The sequence below is a fragment of the Pseudomonas sp. B12(2026) genome, from assembly GCF_057767015.1.
This window is the reverse complement of the sequence record NZ_CM173430.1, coordinates 4,907,284-4,923,853: the sequence shown is the minus strand read 5'-3', so window position 1 is coordinate 4,923,853 and position 16,570 is coordinate 4,907,284. Positions and strand designations below refer to the sequence as shown.

Annotated in this window: 14 protein-coding genes; 2 read left to right on the top strand and 12 right to left on the bottom strand. The window is 69.2% G+C overall.

The genetic code is table 11. The features are described from left to right. Positions 1 to 25 precede the first annotated feature (25 nt). The 10 genes from AC3B6A_RS22915 to AC3B6A_RS22870 all read right to left on the bottom strand — a co-directional run bounded on the left by AC3B6A_RS22915 (position 26) and on the right by AC3B6A_RS22870 (position 12,885). Positions 26 to 1,138 carry an efflux RND transporter periplasmic adaptor subunit gene (locus AC3B6A_RS22915; RefSeq protein WP_488399404.1) on the bottom strand — a complete coding sequence of 371 codons (1,113 nt, stop codon included), beginning with the start codon at positions 1,136 to 1,138 and terminating at the stop codon, positions 26 to 28. Positions 1,139 to 1,392: 254 nt separating this feature from the next. Further along, on the bottom strand, positions 1,393 to 3,018 hold the full coding sequence (locus tag AC3B6A_RS22910; protein ID WP_488399403.1) for a methyl-accepting chemotaxis protein: 1,626 nt from the start codon (positions 3,016 to 3,018) through the stop codon (positions 1,393 to 1,395). A gap of 118 nt (positions 3,019 to 3,136) precedes the next feature. After that, on the bottom strand, positions 3,137 to 4,231 hold the full coding sequence (locus AC3B6A_RS22905; protein ID WP_488399402.1) for a DUF1513 domain-containing protein: 1,095 nt from the start codon (positions 4,229 to 4,231) through the stop codon (positions 3,137 to 3,139). A 144-nt stretch (positions 4,232 to 4,375) separates the two neighbouring features. Continuing rightward, positions 4,376 to 5,437, bottom strand: coding sequence for an imelysin family protein (locus tag AC3B6A_RS22900; protein ID WP_488399401.1), 1,062 nt, complete (start codon positions 5,435 to 5,437; stop codon positions 4,376 to 4,378). A 15-nt stretch (positions 5,438 to 5,452) separates the two neighbouring features. Next, the gene (locus AC3B6A_RS22895) at positions 5,453 to 6,877 is read right to left on the bottom strand and encodes a di-heme oxidoreductase family protein (RefSeq protein WP_488399400.1); all 1,425 of its coding nucleotides are present in this window, start codon (positions 6,875 to 6,877) and stop codon (positions 5,453 to 5,455) included. A gap of 187 nt (positions 6,878 to 7,064) precedes the next feature. Continuing rightward, complete coding sequence (locus AC3B6A_RS22890; RefSeq protein WP_488399399.1) at positions 7,065 to 8,408, bottom strand: imelysin family protein; 1,344 nt, start codon at positions 8,406 to 8,408, stop codon at positions 7,065 to 7,067. A gap of 274 nt (positions 8,409 to 8,682) precedes the next feature. Continuing rightward, on the bottom strand, positions 8,683 to 10,761 hold the full coding sequence (locus AC3B6A_RS22885; protein WP_488399398.1) for a putative bifunctional diguanylate cyclase/phosphodiesterase: 2,079 nt from the start codon (positions 10,759 to 10,761) through the stop codon (positions 8,683 to 8,685). Positions 10,762 to 10,956: 195 nt separating this feature from the next. Beyond that, the gene (gene sodB / locus AC3B6A_RS22880) at positions 10,957 to 11,538 is read right to left on the bottom strand and encodes a superoxide dismutase [Fe] (RefSeq protein WP_152225940.1); all 582 of its coding nucleotides are present in this window, start codon (positions 11,536 to 11,538) and stop codon (positions 10,957 to 10,959) included. A gap of 321 nt (positions 11,539 to 11,859) precedes the next feature. Continuing rightward, a complete protein-coding gene (locus AC3B6A_RS22875; RefSeq protein ID WP_488399397.1) occupies positions 11,860 to 12,462 on the bottom strand; it encodes a LysE/ArgO family amino acid transporter in 603 nt (200 codons plus the stop codon). Positions 12,463 to 12,465: 3 nt separating this feature from the next. Further along, complete coding sequence (locus AC3B6A_RS22870) at positions 12,466 to 12,885, bottom strand: ACT domain-containing protein (RefSeq protein WP_488399396.1); 420 nt, start codon at positions 12,883 to 12,885, stop codon at positions 12,466 to 12,468. Between the two features lie 95 nt (positions 12,886 to 12,980). Here AC3B6A_RS22870 and AC3B6A_RS22865 point away from each other — a divergent pair, with 95 nt between their 5' ends. Then, entirely contained in the window at positions 12,981 to 13,886 is a 906-nt protein-coding gene (locus tag AC3B6A_RS22865; protein ID WP_488403677.1) for a LysR family transcriptional regulator ArgP, read from the top strand. Here the strand turns inward: AC3B6A_RS22865 and AC3B6A_RS22860 are convergent. Next, complete coding sequence (locus tag AC3B6A_RS22860) at positions 13,873 to 14,934, bottom strand: saccharopine dehydrogenase family protein (RefSeq protein WP_488399395.1); 1,062 nt, start codon at positions 14,932 to 14,934, stop codon at positions 13,873 to 13,875. The two genes, AC3B6A_RS22865 and AC3B6A_RS22860, sit on opposite strands and share 14 nt — an antisense overlap. Positions 14,935 to 15,098: 164 nt before the next feature. On the opposite strand from AC3B6A_RS22860, the gene AC3B6A_RS22855 reads away from it, so the two are divergent. After that, the gene (locus AC3B6A_RS22855; protein ID WP_488399394.1) at positions 15,099 to 16,088 is read left to right on the top strand and encodes an NAD-dependent epimerase/dehydratase family protein; all 990 of its coding nucleotides are present in this window, start codon (positions 15,099 to 15,101) and stop codon (positions 16,086 to 16,088) included. A 111-nt stretch (positions 16,089 to 16,199) separates the two neighbouring features. On the opposite strand, the gene AC3B6A_RS22850 is transcribed toward AC3B6A_RS22855, so the two are convergent. Then, positions 16,200 to 16,469, bottom strand: coding sequence for a hypothetical protein (locus AC3B6A_RS22850; protein ID WP_488403676.1), 270 nt, complete (start codon positions 16,467 to 16,469; stop codon positions 16,200 to 16,202). Positions 16,470 to 16,570: the final 101 nt, after the last annotated feature.

Below are 16,570 nucleotides of genomic sequence, written 5' to 3'. Positions count from 1 at the left end.
GGGCACTGCTGTCGTGTCTGTGCGCTTACTGCGCGGTCGGGACTATCGCCACCGGCGTGCCGTTGTCGAGCTTGAGCTGGCCGGAGGTGACGACCCGCTCGCCGGGCTTGAGGCCCTCGAGGATCACCACGTCGCCTTCGCGGCGCTCGCCGGTCTTGACGAAGCGGCGCTCCACGGCGAGGGCGGGCGCGCCCTGGGCGTCGGTCCGGGCCTTGCCGTCCTTGTCCTTCTGCGGCACGACCACGTACACCGAGTTGCCGTAGAGGGTGAAGGCCACCGCGGTTTCCGGCAGCACCACGCGCGGCGTGCGGTCGGGCAGTTGCACTTCCAGGTTGGCGAACATGCCCGGCAGCAGCTTGCCGTCGGGGTTGGCCATGCTGGCGCGGACCAGCAGGTTGCGGGTCTCGTTGTCCACCCGCGGGCTGATCGCCTCGATGCGCGCCGCGAAGCTCTGCCCGGGATAGGCCGCGACCCGCACGCTGACGGTCTGGCCGGGCTTGAGCAGCGGGAAGTCCTGCTCCGGCAGGAAGAAGTCGACCAGCAGGGTGGAGAGGTCCTGCAGGGTGACGATCTCGGTGCCCGGCGAGACGTAGTCGCCCACGTCCACCCGGCGGATGCCGACGGTGCCGTCGAAGGGCGCGAGGATGCGCTTCTTCGCCAGCGCCGCGCGCAGCTGCGCGACGGTGGCGGTGGAGCGGTGCAGCTGGGCGGCGAGGCGGTCGTACTCGCTCTTGGAGATCGCCTGGCGTTCCACCAGGTTGCGGCCGCGGTCGTATTCCACCTGGGCCAGGCCGAGGTCGGCCTCGGCGGTGCGCAGGGTGGCGTCCTCGACGTCGTTCTCCAGTTGCAGGATGGGCTGGTTCTGCTTCACCTGGTCGCCGGAGACGAACAGGATGCTGCGCACGATGCCCGAGACTTCGGCGGTCACGGTCACGCCCTGGATCGCGCGCAAGGTGCCGATGGCCGGCAGGCGGCTCTGCCAGTCGCGCTGCTCGGCGTCGGTGGCGGTGACGTTGACCGGCGGACGCGGCGCCGCGAACTGGGCGATCTGTTTCTGGATGGCGAGGTATTTCGAGCCGGCGAGCACCGCGATGATGACGGCGACCACGCCCAGCATGATCAGCATGCGGCGCAACATCTTCCTGTTCCTTGGTACGTGCCTGGCGGCTATCGGCCGCGATGCGCTCGTCCGTGCGGAGCCGGACAGCCTTCCGTTCGCGGGATGTCGATCAGGCCCGGGAGCCTATACGGGACCGCCTCGTTGCGGGGCGGAATCTGGCACCTTATGCCTAGTTCCCGGGGGAGTCAAAGGCCCCGGATTACAAGACGTTTCCGCCCGATGCCGATCTGCTGGCGAGGTATTGCCGGGGCCACGTCCGTGTGGCCGGGGCCTCAGGCGCCGAGCTTGTGGGTGACTTCCGCGAGCTCGCCGGAGAGGCCGTGCAGATGGCGGCTGGCGCCCTGGGTGCGCACCACGTTTTCCTCGTTGGTGGCGCCGATGGCGGTGATCTCGACGAGGTTGCGCGAGATGTCCTCGGCCACCGAGGTCTGCTCCTCGGCGGCGGTGGCGATCTGCCGGTTCATGTCGCGGATCGCCTCCACCGCCAGGGTGATGCTGCGCAGCACCTCGCCGGCCTGGGTGACGCGTTCCACGCCCTGTTCGCTGCGGCTCTGGCCGTTCTCGATGGCGCGCAGGGCGTTCACCGAGCCGGTCTGCACGGTGTCGATGATCTGGTGGATCTCGGCGGTGGATTCGGCGGTGCGCTGGGCCAGGGTGCGCACTTCGTCGGCGACCACGGCGAAGCCACGGCCCGCCTCGCCGGCGCGGGCGGCCTCGATGGCGGCGTTGAGCGCCAGCAGGTTGGTCTGGTCGGCGATGCCGCGGATCACTTCGAGCACCTTGCCGATGCGCCCGCTGTCGCTCTCCAGGCGGCGGATGACCTCGGCGGTGTTGGCGATCTCGCTGCTCATCTCGGTAATGGTGAGGATGGTGCTGCGCATCACCTCGCCGCCCTGCTGCGCGTGCTGGTCGGCATCGTCGGCGGCGCGCGCGGCGTCGGCGGCGTGGCGCGCGACTTCCTGGGCGGTGGCGGACATCTCGTGCATCGCCGTGGCTACCTGGTCGGTGCGCGAGAACTGCTCGCGGGTGCCGTCGGCCATCAGCGTGGCGATGGCGTTCAGCTCGCCGCTGGCGGTGTCCAGCTCGCGGGTGCTGTGCCGGAGGCGGTTGAAGGTGTCGGCGAGGAAGTCGCGCAGGGTGTTGGCGGCGCGGGCCAGGCGGCCGAGCTCGTCGCGGCGGCTGGCGTCGACGCGCTCCTCGAAGTGGCCTTCGCTGAGCTGGGCGATGTGGTCGATCAGCCGGGCGATCGGGCCGACCAGGTTGCGGTTGACCAGCCACAGGCTGAGCAGGCCCAGGACCAGCCCGGAGACCAGCAGGATCAGGCTGCCGCCGAGCACGGTGCGCTCGGCGCTGGCGGCGATCCGGCTGGATTGCTCCTGGGCGCTGCGGTGCAGGTCGTCCACCAGGGCGCTCATCTGCTCGCTGGCGGCGCGGTCGATGCCCTTCACCGCGGCATCGCCGGCGCGCGGCTCGCTGCCGGCCTCGCGGTAGGCGTCGCGGCCCTTGCGGTAGGCCTGGCCGAGCTGGCGGTGCTCGTCGCGTAGGCGGGCCACCTGGGCCTTGAGTTGCGGGTCGTCGGCGGCGTTCTGCTCCAGGCGCTGGAGGATGTCCTGCACCCGGCGTTCCTGCTCCTCGAACTGGCCCCAGTACTTGTTCAGGTCGGCCGGCATCTGGCCGCGCAGCAGGACGTTCTTCCATTCCTGCACCTGGATCTTGAAGGCGACGTTGGCCTGGTCGACCAGTTGCGAGGATTGCAGCGGGCCGTCCAGCAGGCGCTGGTAGGCGCCGATGCTGCCGGAGAGGAAGTGGAAGCAGGCCAGGGCGATCAGCAGCACGAGCAGCAGGCTGCCGCCCAGCAGCGAAAGTATCTGGGTGCGCAGGGAAGTATTGGGGGACATGGTGGAACGCCTCTCGGGACGCAAAGGATTTCGGTCAGTCCCTTGCATCGGCAGCGCCCGGGTTTTCCTTAGTCCGGGCGGACGAGCGGCGGTGCGGCGACCGCTCTGGAACGGGGCTTCAGGCCAGGTGCAGGTGGTTGTCCCAGAACGCCGGCGGCAGCTCCAGCGGGGTGCCGGCGATGCGTTCGCCGCGGCAGTCGTAGACGCGGCAGCGACCCTGGCCGGAGGTGACGACGAAACCGTCCTTCACCGCGCCGACGCCGGCGCAGTCGGGCAGCGGCGCATCCAGTCGCACGGCGCCGGTATCCAGGTCCCAGATGAACAAGCGGTTGCCGCGCGGGGCGGTCAGCGCCACCAGGCGCAGCTCGCTGTGGACGGCGACGCTGGCGGTGTACTGGGCCATGGCCAGGCGCTGTTCGTCGGCCACGGGGAAGGGCTGGAAGGCCTCGCCGGGGCGCTTGATGGCGAGCAGGTCGGCGTGGTCGTGGCCGTCGCCCATGTACTGCTGGCCGGCGATGATGGTGCCGTCGGCGGCGATGGCCAGGTGGCGCACGCTGTTCATCTGTTGCGCCAGTGTTTCCCTGGAGATCAGGCCGCCGTCGCGCTTCATCAGCACCAGGCTCGGCTCCATGGCGTCGAGGTTCATCTCCACGCGGCTTTCGGCCTCGGTGCGGATGCCGCCGTTGGCCACCACCAGCGTCTCGCCGTCGGGCATCCACGACACCTGGTGCGGGCCGAGGCCGTGGGTGGAGAGTTCGCCGCTGTGGGTCAGTCGTTCGCCGTCGAAGCGGTAGACGCCGAGCATGCCGCGGCCCGGATCGGTGGTGTCGTTCTCGGTGGCGTAGAGCCATTCGCCGTCCCGGTGCCAGACGCCGTGACCGTAGAAGTGCCGGTCCCGCTGCGCGTCGAGGGTCTGCAGCAGGCGGCCGTCGTCCAGGTGGATCAGGTAGCTCTGCCGGCCCGGGCGGCGGGCGACGAACAGCGCCAGCGGCAGGCCGGGGTGTTGGACGATGTCGTGGCAGCGCAGGCCGACTTCGGTGGCGAACACGCGGCTGCCGTCCAGGCGGTAGCCCACCGCGTAGTGCTTGCCGTCCGCGTCGTCACGGGCGGACAGCAGCAGGGGCTCGCGGCCCTTGCGCGACAGCGTCCAGCCGCCGAAGGTCAGGGCACCGAGCAGCAGGCTGCCCAGGCCGAGCACGTGACGTCGCAACATGGTGTTCACCCCTTTCATTCATTCACCCTGATCTGGCGAGCTAGGGCCAGGCTAGGCGGAGAGCCACGGCGAATGCGGAGTTTGCTACTGCAAATGAGCAATTCGACGTGGCTCTCCAACGACGCATGGCTGACGCGCAGCCGATCAGTCGCCGTCGTTGGCGTTGAAGCCCAGTTGCACCCCGAGGGCCTTCGCCAGGTCGCTCTCGTGCAGGCGATGGATGGCGTTGAGGCTGTCGTACAGCTCGTTCAGCTGCTTGATCCCGGCGTCGTCCTTGAGCAGCTCGCTCAGCGGCTGGTTGATGGCCTTCAGCTTGCCGTGGGTGTCGGCGTAGGCGGCGTCGATCCTGCCTGCCAGCTCCTTCTGCGCGGCCGGCAGCAGGACGCGCAGGCCCTTGTTGTCGGTGCCGTTCCACAGCGCCTGGGCGCCGGTCAGGCTGGCGTCCAGGCTCGCCAGGGAGACGTCGCTGCGCCAGCCCTCGGCCTGGAACGGCTGCGGGATGCCCTTGCTCTGGCGGCCCAGCGGGGTGCCGAGTTTCTTCTTCAGCATGTCCAGCGCGGTGACCTGCACGCGCAGCAGCTCGGCGATGGCCTCGTGGGCATCGGCGTAGCGGTCGTTGGGGAACTTGGAGAGCTGGGCGAGCATGCCGCCGTCCTGCTTCCACTGCGCCAGGACGTTCTCCGCCAGGGCCTGCTGGTGCGCGGCGATGGCTTCCAGCAGCGGGCAGTAGCGCGCCTTGGCTTCGGCGTTGGCCAGGTCGATCTTCGCGTCGAAGAGGATGTACTCGTAGGCGGTCAAGCCCTGGACCACGACGCTGGACTTGTCCAGCGTCGCCGGGGTGATCGGGTTGCCGCTGCCCAGCAGCTGCTCGACCTGGCGCGCGACCAGGTTCTTCTTGTCCGGCCAGAACTGCACCTGCCAGGCGCGGTTGCCCTCGGCCAGCGGGCCGACCAGCAGCGGCTGCAGCTCGGCCCAGGCCTTCTGCGCGGCGAGGTAGTCGGCGCGGGCCTTGGCCAGGTCCTCGCTGCCCTGGCAGTAGGCCAGGGCGCTGGCGGCCAGGGCGCGGTCGGCGTCCACCCAGCGGCTGTAGGTCGGCAGGATCACCTGCTGGGCCAGCGTGGCGCTGGTGGTGGCCTGCGGGTCGGTGGGCGAGCAGGCGCCCAGGGCGATGGCGAGGCTGGTGATCAGTAGGCGGGGGCGGAACATGTTCGGCTCGGCTCCTTAGAGGGAATTCAGGAACGCCAGCAGGGCGTCGCGCTGCCCGGCGTCGAAAGTCAGTACGCGCTGCTTCGCCGCTTCGGCTTCGCCGCCGTGCCAGAGCACGGCTTCGAGCAGGTTGCGGGCGCGGCCGTCGTGGAGGAACTGGGTGTGGCCGTTGACCGTCTCGGTCAGGCCGATGCCCCAGAGCGGCGGCGTGCGCCAGTCGCGTTCGCCGGCGAGGAATTCCGGGCGATTGTCCGCGAGTCCGGGGCCCATGTCATGCAGCAGCAGGTCGCTGTAGGGGCGGATCACCTGGTTGGCCAGTTCCGGCTCGGCGGCGTTGGGCCCGGTGGTGAATTTCGGGGTGTGGCAGCGGGTGCAGCCGCTGTCGAAGAACAGGCCCTTGCCGGTCAGCACCTGCGGATCGTCGACCTTGCGCCGCGCCGGCACCGCGAGGTTTCGGGCGTAGAAGGCGACCTGGTCGAAGATGTGCTGGCTGACTTCCGGCTTGCCGCCGTCGATGGCGTTGCGGCAGTCGACCTGCGCCTCGGTGCAGTCGTCGCTGGGCACCAGGTCGCTGGTCAGGCCCATGTCGCCGGCGAAGGCGTGGGCATCCTGCTGGGGAACGTCGGGCTGCCCGGCCTTCCAGCCGAAGCGGCCGAGCGCGGTCTGCTGGCGCGCGTCGTCCCAGACCTGGTTGGCGCGGCCGCGGATGCCGTCGCCGTTGCGGTCGTCCGGGTCGGCGTTGGCGACGATGTCCGCCTCGCGGATCGATTCCAGCAGGCCCAGGCCGATCATCGGCGGGGCGATGCGCGCGGAGAACAGGGTGTCCGGGTGCATGGCGCCGTAGCCGAGGTCGCTGATGCGCAGGGTCGGCTTGCGCAGCTCGACCACGGTGCCGTCCTTGAAGGTCACCGGCAGCGGCTGGTAGTCCACCCGCACCTTGCCTTCGGGCGCTACGCCGGGAATCGCCGAGTCCTGCAACTGGCCGCCGTACACCGGCTCGGGCACCACGCCCAGGCGCTTGAGCGTGCGCGCATCCTCCGGGCCGGCCGGGATCGACAGGCGCACCAGCATGGACACCGCGTTGATGTCATCAGGCTCCGGCGGATGGCCGCGGCCGTCCTTGATGTGGCAGTTCTGGCAGGCGTTGGTGTTGAACAGCGGGCCCAGGCCGTCGCGCGCGGTGGTGGTGGACGGGGCGATCACCCAGGGGTTGCGGAAGAAACTGTTGCCCACGCTGAAGTCCAGGCGGCGGCTCGGGGTGAGGTTGGCCGAGGGCATGGAGTAGGCATTGCGGTCGCTCTGGCCGACCGTGGCGGCGCCGCCGGAAAGCGCTTCGCCGGGTTCGGCCACGGCGTGCCGGGAAGTCTCCGGCTTGCACGCGGCAAGGGCGAGGACACAGAGCAGCGGTACGAGTCGCAGATTGGCGCGGCGGTGGAGCATCGACTTCAGTTCCAGGGCGTGAAATAGCAACGTGCCATTTTATCAGGGGCGTTAAATGCAAATATGAAAAATTTGTATTTGAGAACCCGGATTTTCCGTCCACGAAAACGGCAAAGCCCCGCACGACGGGGCTTTGCCTGGACCGGCCGGCGCCGCGGCCTGGGGCCGCAGCGCCGACCCGCGCGGATCAGAACTGGTGATCGGCGGTGTCCGGCTTCAGGTCCTGCACGCCGACCGCGGCGGCGGCCTTCTCGATGGCGCCGGTCTGCTTGACCAGCGAGGCGATGGCGTCGCGGATCTTCTGCTGATCGTCCTTGTCTTCCGGGGCGATCATCTGGTCGAAGTGCACGCCGTCCTTCTCGGCACGGTCGACGATGGCCTGCATTCTGGCCTCGGTGGCTTCCAGGTCGGCCTTCAGCTCGCTGTCGGACTGGGCGTTGGCCTTGGCCACCAGGTCGGACAGGCTCGGGCCTTTCACCACGCTGCCGTCCACGCGCTTGTACTCGCCGGTGTAGATGTTGCGGATGCCCTTGGCATCGAAGAACAGGGTCTGGTGGGTGTTGTCGCTGAAGCAGTCGTGCTCGTCCTCGGTGGAGTTGGCTTCCAGGGCGACCTTCATGCGCTCGCCGGCCAGCTCGCCGAGGGACAGGCTGCCCAGGCCGAAGAACATCTTGCGCAGGTTGTTCTCGGCGCTGTCGGCCTCCAGCTTGGCGCGGTAGTTGTCGGCCACGCCGGCTTTCCAGTTGCCGGCCATTTCTTCCATCTGCGCCACCAGCAGGTCGGTGACCGCCTTCAGGTAGGCGGCGCGACGGTCGCAGTGAGCGTTGCTGCAGTCCTTGCCCTGGACGAAGTCGGTGTAGGGACGGTTGCCGGCGCCCGGCTGGGTGCCGTTCAGGTCCTGGCCCCAGAGCAGGAATTCGATGGCGTGGTAGCCGGTGGCGACGTTGGCTTCGGAGCCGCCCAGCTCGTTCAGGCTCAGCAGCTTCTCGCCGGTGATTTCCTTCACGTCGATCTTGTCTTCGCCGACCTGGATCTCGGTGTTGGCGATGATGTTGGCGGTGGCGCCGGCGTTGCCTTCGGCGTGCTGGTAGTCCTTGGCGACGTAGTCGATCAGGCCTTCGTCCAGCGGCCAGGCGTTGACCGCGCCTTCCCAGTCGTCGACCACGGCGTTGCCGAAGCGGAAGCCTTCGCTCTGCGAGTAGGGCACGCGCGCGGCCAGCCAGGCTTCGCGGGCGGCCTTCAGGGTGGCTTCGCTGGGCTTGGCGAGCAGCGCGTCGACGGCGGCCTGCAGGGCCTTGGCGGTGGTCAGGGCGTCGCCGAAGGTGGCTTCGGCGATGTCGGCGTAGTTCTTCACCACGGCCTTGACCGCGGCCTCGTCGATCTTGGCCGCCGCCGGGGCGTTGCTCTGGGCGCTGGCGGCCGGAGCGGCGGCCTGGTTCGCCGGGGCTTCGGCTTTCTTGTCATCGCCGCAGCCGGCGAGGGAGATGGCGATGGCCAGCAGGCTTGCGGTGGCCCAGGGCATACGTGTCATGAGGGGTTCCTTTGAGGTATAGGGGGCAGACGAGAGCTGAGTGCGCAAGAAAAACCGCAACATAATGCGAAAGATTTGCATTTTTGAAAAGGGTGTTCGATTGCGCGTGCCGGTGGTGGGGCCGGCAAGGCGGCGGATGCCGTGACTGCGGGGGCTTTCGCTTTTCGTAGGAGCGAGCTTGCTCGCGAACGGGCTGGGCCATGGTGCCGGGAGGTTCGCGAGCAAGCTCGCTCCTGCAGGGCCGGCTCCGGGATCAAGCGGCGGATGCCGGGGCCTAGTGCCGCTCCACCGATCCGCCGGAGCCGCCGGCGGCCTCGGCCAGGCGCCGGGCCTGCTTGAGGTAGAGGGTCAGCTCGCGCGCCGGCAGCGGCTTGCTGTACAGGTAGCCCTGCCCCTCGTGGCAACCCTCGGCGATGATGTAGGCCTCCTGCTCGACCGTCTCCACACCCTCGGCGATCACCTGCATGCCCAGGCTCTTGCCCAGCTGGATGATGGCGCGAACGATGGTGGCGTCGTCGTCGTCCAGCAGCAGGTCCTGGACGAAGCTCTTGTCGATCTTGATCTTGTCCAGCGGCAGGCTCTTGAGGTAGCTCAGCGAGGAGTAGCCGGTGCCGAAGTCGTCGATGGCGATCAGCGCGCCGGCGCGGCGCAGGCTCAGCAGGTGCTGGGCGGCGGTGGAGATGTCTTCCATCAGGCCGGTCTCGGTGACTTCCAGCTCCAGCGAACGCGGCGGCAGGCGGTGTATCTGCAGCAGGTTGCTGACCACCCGCGGCAGGGCGTTGTGGCGCAGTTGCACGGTGGACAGGTTGACCGCCAGGCGCAGGTCGTCGAAGCCCTGGTCATGCCACTCGCGCAGCTGCCGGCAGGCCTGGTCGAGCACCCATTCGCCGATGCTGAAGATGCTGCCGTTCTGTTCCGCCAGTGGGATGAACAGGTCCGGCGCGACCCAGCCCTGGGTCGGGTGCTGCCAGCGCAGCAGCGCTTCGACGCCGACCACGCGGTGGTCGCGGTAGTCCACCTGCGGCTGGTAGACCAGGTGCAGCTCGTTGCGCGCCAGGGCGTCGCGCAGGTCCTTCTCCAGTTCGCGGCGGCGGCGCATCTCGCTGTCGACGCTGGCGATGTAGAACTGGTAGCGGTTGCGCGAGCGGCTCTTGGCCAGGGTCATGGTCTGCTCGGCTTTCTGCAGCAGCTTCTCGGTGGTCTCGCCGTCCTCGGGGAAGAGGGTGATGCCGATGGTGGCGCGCAGGCGCACCAGGTGCTGGTCCAGCTCGAACGGCGCCTCCAGGTCGTCGAGGATCTGCTGGGCCAGCTCGGCGGCCTCGTAGGGCTGCTCGATGTCGGCCTGGACCAGGGCGAACTGGTCGCCGCCCAGGCGCGCCAGGGCGCCCAGGTGCGCGCTGCGGGTGCGCAGGCGGTCGGAGAGGGCGATCAGCAACTGGTCGCCGAACTGGTAGCTGTACTGCTCGTTGATCCCCTTGAAGTCGTCCAGCCCCAGGCACAGCACGGCGACCCGCCGCTGCTGGCGCGAGGCGCCTTCGAGGATCTGGTCCAGGCGCTGCTGCAGCAGCTTGCGGTTGGGCAGGCCGGTGAGGAAGTCGTACTGGGAGATGCGCAGCAGGCTGTCCTCGGCCTCGCGGCGCAGGTGGCCGTTGCGCTCGATGGAGGCGAGCAGCTGGTTGGCGGTGGTGACCCACAGGCCCAGCTCGTCCTTCTCGTGGCCATGGGGCATCGGCAGCTTGTGCTGGCTGGGGCGGTCCGGGTTGATCGAGGCGAGGTGCTCGATGATCTTCGACAGCGGCTTGGTCAGCATCCAGTGGTAGACCATGAACAGCACCAGGCTCATGGCCAGGGCGCGGAGGATGCCGGAGAGGAAGATGATCCCCGAGGTGGTGACGAAGTCCTCGCCGTAGGGCGCGGTGTCCAGGGTGATCCTCAGGTCACCGTAGTATTCGTTGGAGCCGCCGCGGCCGGCGAGGCGGATGGCGTAGTTCTGCTGGGCGCCGAGGATCGGGTCGGTCAGCCAGCGGGTGGAGGATTTCAGCAGCGGGCGGGATTTCTCCGCCAGCATGGGTTCGTCGGGATGGCCGATGGCGGCGTAGCGTACGGCCTCGTGCTGGAACAGCCCTTCGAGGACCTGCATCGCCATGTCGCGGTCCAGGCTGTAGACCGCCTGGGTGGAGGGGTCGCGGACCATCGCCAGGATGCGCTGGGCGTCGTTGTGCACCGCCTGGCGGGCCTTGTACGCATCGAAGACGATCTGGGCACAACTCAGTACCACCCCGACCACGAGGGCCGCGAGCAATACCATGCGCAACAGCTTGAGTGAAAGGCTGTGCCGGGGGTCCAGTTTCAAGGGGCTTTCCTTGTTCATCGCCGCAGGCGAAAGACTGGTCTGAGTATTGGCAAATGAGGCTGTGACGTCAAAGGGCCATTATCGCGATTTTGACCGCCTGGGCATTTCAGGTTAGCCGAGCCCCGCGCCTTGCGCGCGCAGAATGAAGAAACCCGGCACTGGGCCGGGTTTCTCGGGTCACGCTGGGGGCGGGAATCAGGCGGCGAAGTTCTTCGCCACGAAGTCCCAGTTCACCAGGTTCCAGAACGCTTCCACGTACTTCGGACGCAGGTTGCGGTAGTCGATGTAGTAGGCGTGTTCCCACACGTCGCAGGTCAGCAGCGGGGTGTCGCCGCTGGTCAGCGGGCAGCCGGCGCCGATGGTGCTGGCCAGGGCCAGGGAGCCGTCGGCCTTCTTCACCAGCCAGCCCCAGCCGGAGCCGAAGGTACCGATGGAGGTCTTGCTGAACTCTTCCTTGAACTTGTCGAAGGAACCGAAGGCGGCGTTGATGGCGTCAGCCAGGGCGCCGGTGGGCTGGCCACCGCCGTTGGGGCTCAGGCAGTTCCAGTAGAAGGTGTGGTTCCACACCTGGGCTGCGTTGTTGAAGATGCCGCCGGAAGAGGTCTTGACGATGTCTTCCAGGCTCTTGCCTTCGAACTCGGTGCCCGGGACCAGGTTGTTCAGGTTCACGACGTAGGTGTTGTGGTGCTTGTCGTGGTGGTATTCCAGGGTTTCCGCGGAAATGTGCGGCTCAAGGGCATTCTTCGCGTAAGGCAGCGGCGGCAATTCGAAAGCCATGGTGTCTCTCCTAATCTCACTCAGTCTGGGCTAGCGCGGCGAACGCGCGACCGGTACACGGGGCCGGTTTACGTGTTTGTCGCGGCATTCGGGCGTCGCTGCAATGCGTCCACGAAGGAACAGGGCAGCGCGCCAGTTGCGTCCGGCAGGCCGTAGCCGCCAGCGCCGCGAAGGTCCGATCATAGCACCCGACCTGCGGCATATCCACGCAGCATCTGTAGGGGCAAGGCCATACGGGAAGGGCCGCGCGGGCGTTCGCTTCACTATGCACAGACCCGGATGACGGATCGTCGTTCGGAGTTTTTCCGGCGCGCGGTCAGGTCAGTTGGCGAACACCAGCTGCGTCGCCATGCCCAGCATCATCACCGCCACCATCAGGTCCACCAGGCGCCAGGTGGCCGGCCGCGCCAGCCAGGGCGCGAGCCAGGCGGCACCCAGGGCGAGGGTGAAGAACCACAGCAGCGAGGCACTGGCCGCGCCCATGGCGTAGGCGCCCGGCGCCGCCTGCTGGGCGCCGAGGGAGCCGATCAGCAGCACGGTGTCGAGGTAGACGTGGGGGTTGAGCAGGGTCACCGCCAGCGCCGCCAGCAGCACGCTGCGGCGCGAGCGCGGGCCGGTCTGCGCGGCGTCGGCCATGGCTTCGGGGGCGATGGCCCGGCGCAGCGCCTTGAGGCCGTACCAGGCCAGGAAGATCACCCCGCCCCAGCGGGCGACGGCCAGCAGCGTCGGGTTCTCGGCGAGGAGCCTGGCCAGGCCGAACACCCCGGCGCTGACCAGGATGGCGTCGCACAGCACGCACAGCGTCGCCACCGACAGGTGATGCTCGCGGCGCAGGCTCTGGGCGAGGACGAAGGCGTTCTGCGCGCCGATGGCGATGATCAGGCCGGCGGCCATCAGCAGGCCGTTCAGGTAGCTCTGCCACATGGCTCAGGCCTCCGGATTCATGGATAGAGAGTCGGCGGCCAGGGCGCGCAGCACGTCCAGCGCGCGCGGGCCGTCGGCGTGGGCGACGAACAGGTGGTCGTGGTACCAGGCGGCGACCACGTTGCAGCTGATCCCGGCGCTGGCCAGGGCAGTCGCCACCGCGGCGGTCAGGCCGACCGCCTGCAGCGCCGAATGCACGTCCAGGGTCAGCCAGGCGGCGGCGTAGTCGAACGCCAGCCCGGCCTGCTCGGCCTCGGCGCGCGGCAGGATCAGCGTCAGCCCCTCGCGCTCGCGGAAGCTGCCCAGCGGCTGCGCGCCGGCCGGCAGACGGCCATCGGGCAGGGTGCAGAACACGTACTCGCCGTCGTTGAGTACCGGGGTCATGCCGCGCAGCAGCGCGGTCAGGGAGGTTTCGCCAGCCATGGATGGGACGTCCGTCGATGAGGGGGAATGCTGGCGATTGTCCGGCGTTCGGCTGTATAAGAAAAACCAATACTGCTGATGACTCATTAGGGAAACTGATCATGTTCGACTACAAGCTGCTCGCCGCCCTGGCCGCCGTGGTGGAGCAGGGCGGTTTCGAGCGCGGCGCCCAGGTGCTGGGGCTGTCGCAGTCGGCGATTTCCCAGCGCATCAAGCTGCTCGAAGCGCGGGTTGGCCAGCCGGTGCTGGTGCGCGCGGCGCGGCCGCAGCCGACCGAACTCGGCCAGCGCCTGCTCAACCATGTGCAGCAGGTGCGTCTGCTCGAAGGCGACCTGCAGCAATGGGTGCCGGCGCTGGACGATGGCGCCGCGCCCGAGCGCCTGCGCCTGGCGCTGAACGCCGACAGCCTGGCGACCTGGTGGGCGCAGGCGGTGGGCGACTTCTGCGGCGAGCGCCGCGTGCTGCTGGACCTGGTGGTGGAAGACCAGGAAGTCGGCCTCAAGCGCATGCGCGCCGGCGAGGTGGCCGGCTGCGTCTGCGCCAGCCCGCGTCCGGTGGCCGGCGGGCGCTGCGAGCCGCTGGGGGCGATGCGCTATCGCGGCCTGGCCAGCCCGGAGTTCGTCGCCCGGCACTTTCCCAACGGCGTGACGCCGCAGGCCCTGGTGCGCGCCCCGGCCATCGTCTACGGCCCGGACGACCAGTTGCAGCACCGTTACCTGAAGGCGCTCGGCCTCGACGGGCACTTCAGCTACCACCTGTGCCCGTCGTCCGAAGGCTTCGTGCGCATGACCAGCGGCGGCCTCGGCTGGGGCCTGGTGCCCGAGCAGCAGGTGAGCGGCGAGCTGGCGCGCGGCGAACTGGTGGAGATGCTGCCCGGGCAGGTGATCGACGTGCCGCTCTACTGGCACCACTGGCGCAACGGCGGCGAATTGCTTGCCGCGCTGACCCGGCACCTGCTGGCGAAGGCGCCGGGCGTGCTGGTGCCGATCAGCCGCGAATGACGATGGTGCCGCTGCCCGGCAGTTGCTCGATGCAGCGCGGGCCGAACAGCTGCGACGGGGTGAAGTAGCCGGCCGTGTCCGGGTTGGCCAGCAGGTGGCGCACGGCGAGCAGCACGCCGTGCATGGTCACGTCGTAGCCGTTGGCGGTTTCCAGCCGCGCGGTGCGCCGCTCGCCACGGGCGTTGCGCACTTCGCCCCAGACCCAGGTGCGCAGCTTGCCGCGGGCCAGTTCGTCGGGGCCGTGGACGCGCCTGTCCGCCTGCTCCTTGAGCCACTCCTGCACGCGCTCGCGGCCCAGCAGCGGACGCAGCTTGTCCATCACCCGCATGCCGAAGGCGGCGCCCGGGGGCACCGGCAGGTAGACCTCGATGTCGCCGATGCCGGTGGAGTACCAGGCCGTCGCCACGTCGCCCCAGGGGATGGTCACGGCATGCTTGAGGCCGCGGCCGAAGTCGATGTCGCGGCGCTTGTAGCCCAGCGGCACGTCGCGCAGGCGGCCGGCCTCGCGCACCTTGCCGCCGAGCTTGAGGCCCTCCACCGTGGTCCGGGCGGTGCCCGGCGACAGCCCGCTGCCGCTGTCGAAGCCGAGGGCGAGGTGGGTCGCCTCCGGCATGGCCTGCTTCAGGCAGGCGGCGACGCAGTCGGTGGGGATGACGTCGAAGCCCACACCGGGGCAGAGCGCGATGCCGGCCGCGCGGGCGACCTCGTCGAGGCCGTGGGCGTACTCGAACACGGCGATTTCGCCGGTGATGTCGACGTAATGGGCGCCGCTGGCGATGCACGCCTCGATCATCGGCGCGGCGGTGGCGGAGAAGGGGCCGGCGCAGTTGGCGAGTACCGCGACATCCGCCAGCGCGGCGTGGGCGGCGGCGCTGTCGCCCAGGTCGAAGACCCGGCACTCCAGCCCCAGGGCGCTGCCCAGCGCGTGCAGGCTGGCCGGGTTGCGCCCGCCGAGGAGCGGCGCCAGGCCCTCGCGCCGCGCCTGTTCGGCCACCAGTCGGCCGGTGTAGCCGTTGGCGCCGTAGATCATCCAGTGGGGTTTGCTCATGCTGTGTGCTCGCGGAAAATCCGATCCCTAAAGCGTAGTTCTTTCCGCCTCCCGTCCGTCACCGGCCGCAAGTCGTGCAACCCTGGCGCCGGGGCGCGGTCTGCAAGGATTCGTTTCCGGCGTGCGGGGCCGGGGCGGCCAACAGGAAAGCAGGAGTGGCGTGCATGAAGATTCTGGTCACCGGAGCCAGCGGGTTCATCGGCGGACGCTTTGCCCGTTTCGCCCTGGAGCAGGGGCTGGCGGTGCGGGTGAACGGCCGTCGCGAGGAGGCGTTGCAGCCGCTGGTGGCGCGCGGCGCCGAGTTCCTGGCCGGCGACCTGTCCGACCCGGCGCTGGTGCGCGCGCTGTGCGGCGATGTCGATGCCGTGGTGCATTGCGCCGGCGCGGTGGGCGTGTGGGGGCGCCAGGAGTATTTCCACCAGGCCAACGTGGCGCTGACCGAGGCGGTGGTCGAGGCCTGCCTGAAGCAGCACGTGCGCCGGCTGGTGCACCTGTCGTCGCCGTCGATCTACTTCGATGGCCTCTCCCGGGTCGGCATCCATGAGCGGCAGGTGCCCAAGCGCTTCGTCAACCACTATGCCTCGACCAAGTACCAGTCCGAACGGGTCGCCCTCGGCGCCCAGGAATTCGGCCTGGAGGTGCTGGCGCTGCGCCCGCGCTTCGTCACCGGCGCCGGCGACACCAGCCTCTTCCCGCGCCTGATCGCCGCGCAGCGCAAGGGCCGCCTGCGGATCATCGGCCAGGGCCTGAACAGGGTCGACTTCACCAGCATCCAGAACCTCAACGACGCGCTGTTCGCCAGCCTGATGGCGGACGACGCGGCGCTCGGCCAGGCCTACAACATCAGCAACGGCCAGCCGCTGCCGCTGTGGGACGCGGTCAACTACGTGCTGCGCCGCCTGGAGCTGCCGCCGGTGACGCGGCACATGCCCTATCCGCTGGCCCGCACGCTGGCGCTGCTCAACGAAGGCGTGTGCCGGGCGCTGCCGGGGCGCCCCGAACCGGCGCTGCACCGGCTGGGGGTGGCGGTGCTGGCCAAGGACTTCACCCTGGATATCGCCCGCGCCCGCCAGTACCTGGACTACGACCCGCAGGCCAGCCTGTGGGATGCGCTGGATGAGTTCTGCGACTGGTGGCGGCTGCGCGGGGGGTGATCGCCCGCTTTTTATAGGCGCGAAGGGGACGCCCGGTCCTTGCTCGCGAACCGGCTCCGCTGCGGGGGCTGTTCGCGAGCAAGCTCGCTCCTGTAGGGTGGCGTCCGGCGCTCAGCCGCGCAGCGGTCCGGAATACTGCCGCTCGCCGCCTGTCGCCGGGCGGAAGCTCGGCTCCTGCACCATGCGCGGCGGCATCACGCCGCTCAGCGCGCTGAGCCGCTGGCCCAGCTGTCGGGTTTCTTCCCGCTCGGAGCCGGCGCAGGCCTGGAGCATCCGGCGGATGGCATCGTCCTGCTGGAAGTGGATATCCAGTGCCTGTTCGTCGCGCAGCCGTCGGCGCAGGTCGCGCATGCAGTCCAGAATGGCCTTGTTGAATTCGATCACCCGACATTCCCCCACGAAAGGCGCCCTGGCGGCGCCACGTGTCCGGGGCGGAGCAAGCCACGTGCCACGCCGTCGCAAGGCCAGTGGCGACGGGGCGG

Coding starts and splice junctions, on each gene's coding strand:
- sodB (WP_152225940.1), bottom strand. CDS start 11,538: ATGGCTTTCGAATTGCCGCCGCTGCCTTACGCGAAGAATGCCCTTGAG.
- AC3B6A_RS22870 (WP_488399396.1), bottom strand. CDS start 12,885: ATGGCTGGCGAAACCTCCCTGACCGCGCTGCTGCGCGGCATGACCCCG.
- AC3B6A_RS22895 (WP_488399400.1), bottom strand. CDS start 6,877: ATGCTCCACCGCCGCGCCAATCTGCGACTCGTACCGCTGCTCTGTGTC.
- AC3B6A_RS22860 (WP_488399395.1), bottom strand. CDS start 14,934: ATGAGCAAACCCCACTGGATGATCTACGGCGCCAACGGCTACACCGGC.
- AC3B6A_RS22905 (WP_488399402.1), bottom strand. CDS start 4,231: ATGTTGCGACGTCACGTGCTCGGCCTGGGCAGCCTGCTGCTCGGTGCC.
- AC3B6A_RS22915 (WP_488399404.1), bottom strand. CDS start 1,138: ATGTTGCGCCGCATGCTGATCATGCTGGGCGTGGTCGCCGTCATCATC.
- AC3B6A_RS22910 (WP_488399403.1), bottom strand. CDS start 3,018: ATGTCCCCCAATACTTCCCTGCGCACCCAGATACTTTCGCTGCTGGGC.
- AC3B6A_RS22900 (WP_488399401.1), bottom strand. CDS start 5,437: ATGTTCCGCCCCCGCCTACTGATCACCAGCCTCGCCATCGCCCTGGGC.
- AC3B6A_RS22875 (WP_488399397.1), bottom strand. CDS start 12,462: ATGTGGCAGAGCTACCTGAACGGCCTGCTGATGGCCGCCGGCCTGATC.
- AC3B6A_RS22855 (WP_488399394.1), top strand. CDS start 15,099: ATGAAGATTCTGGTCACCGGAGCCAGCGGGTTCATCGGCGGACGCTTT.
- AC3B6A_RS22890 (WP_488399399.1), bottom strand. CDS start 8,408: ATGACACGTATGCCCTGGGCCACCGCAAGCCTGCTGGCCATCGCCATC.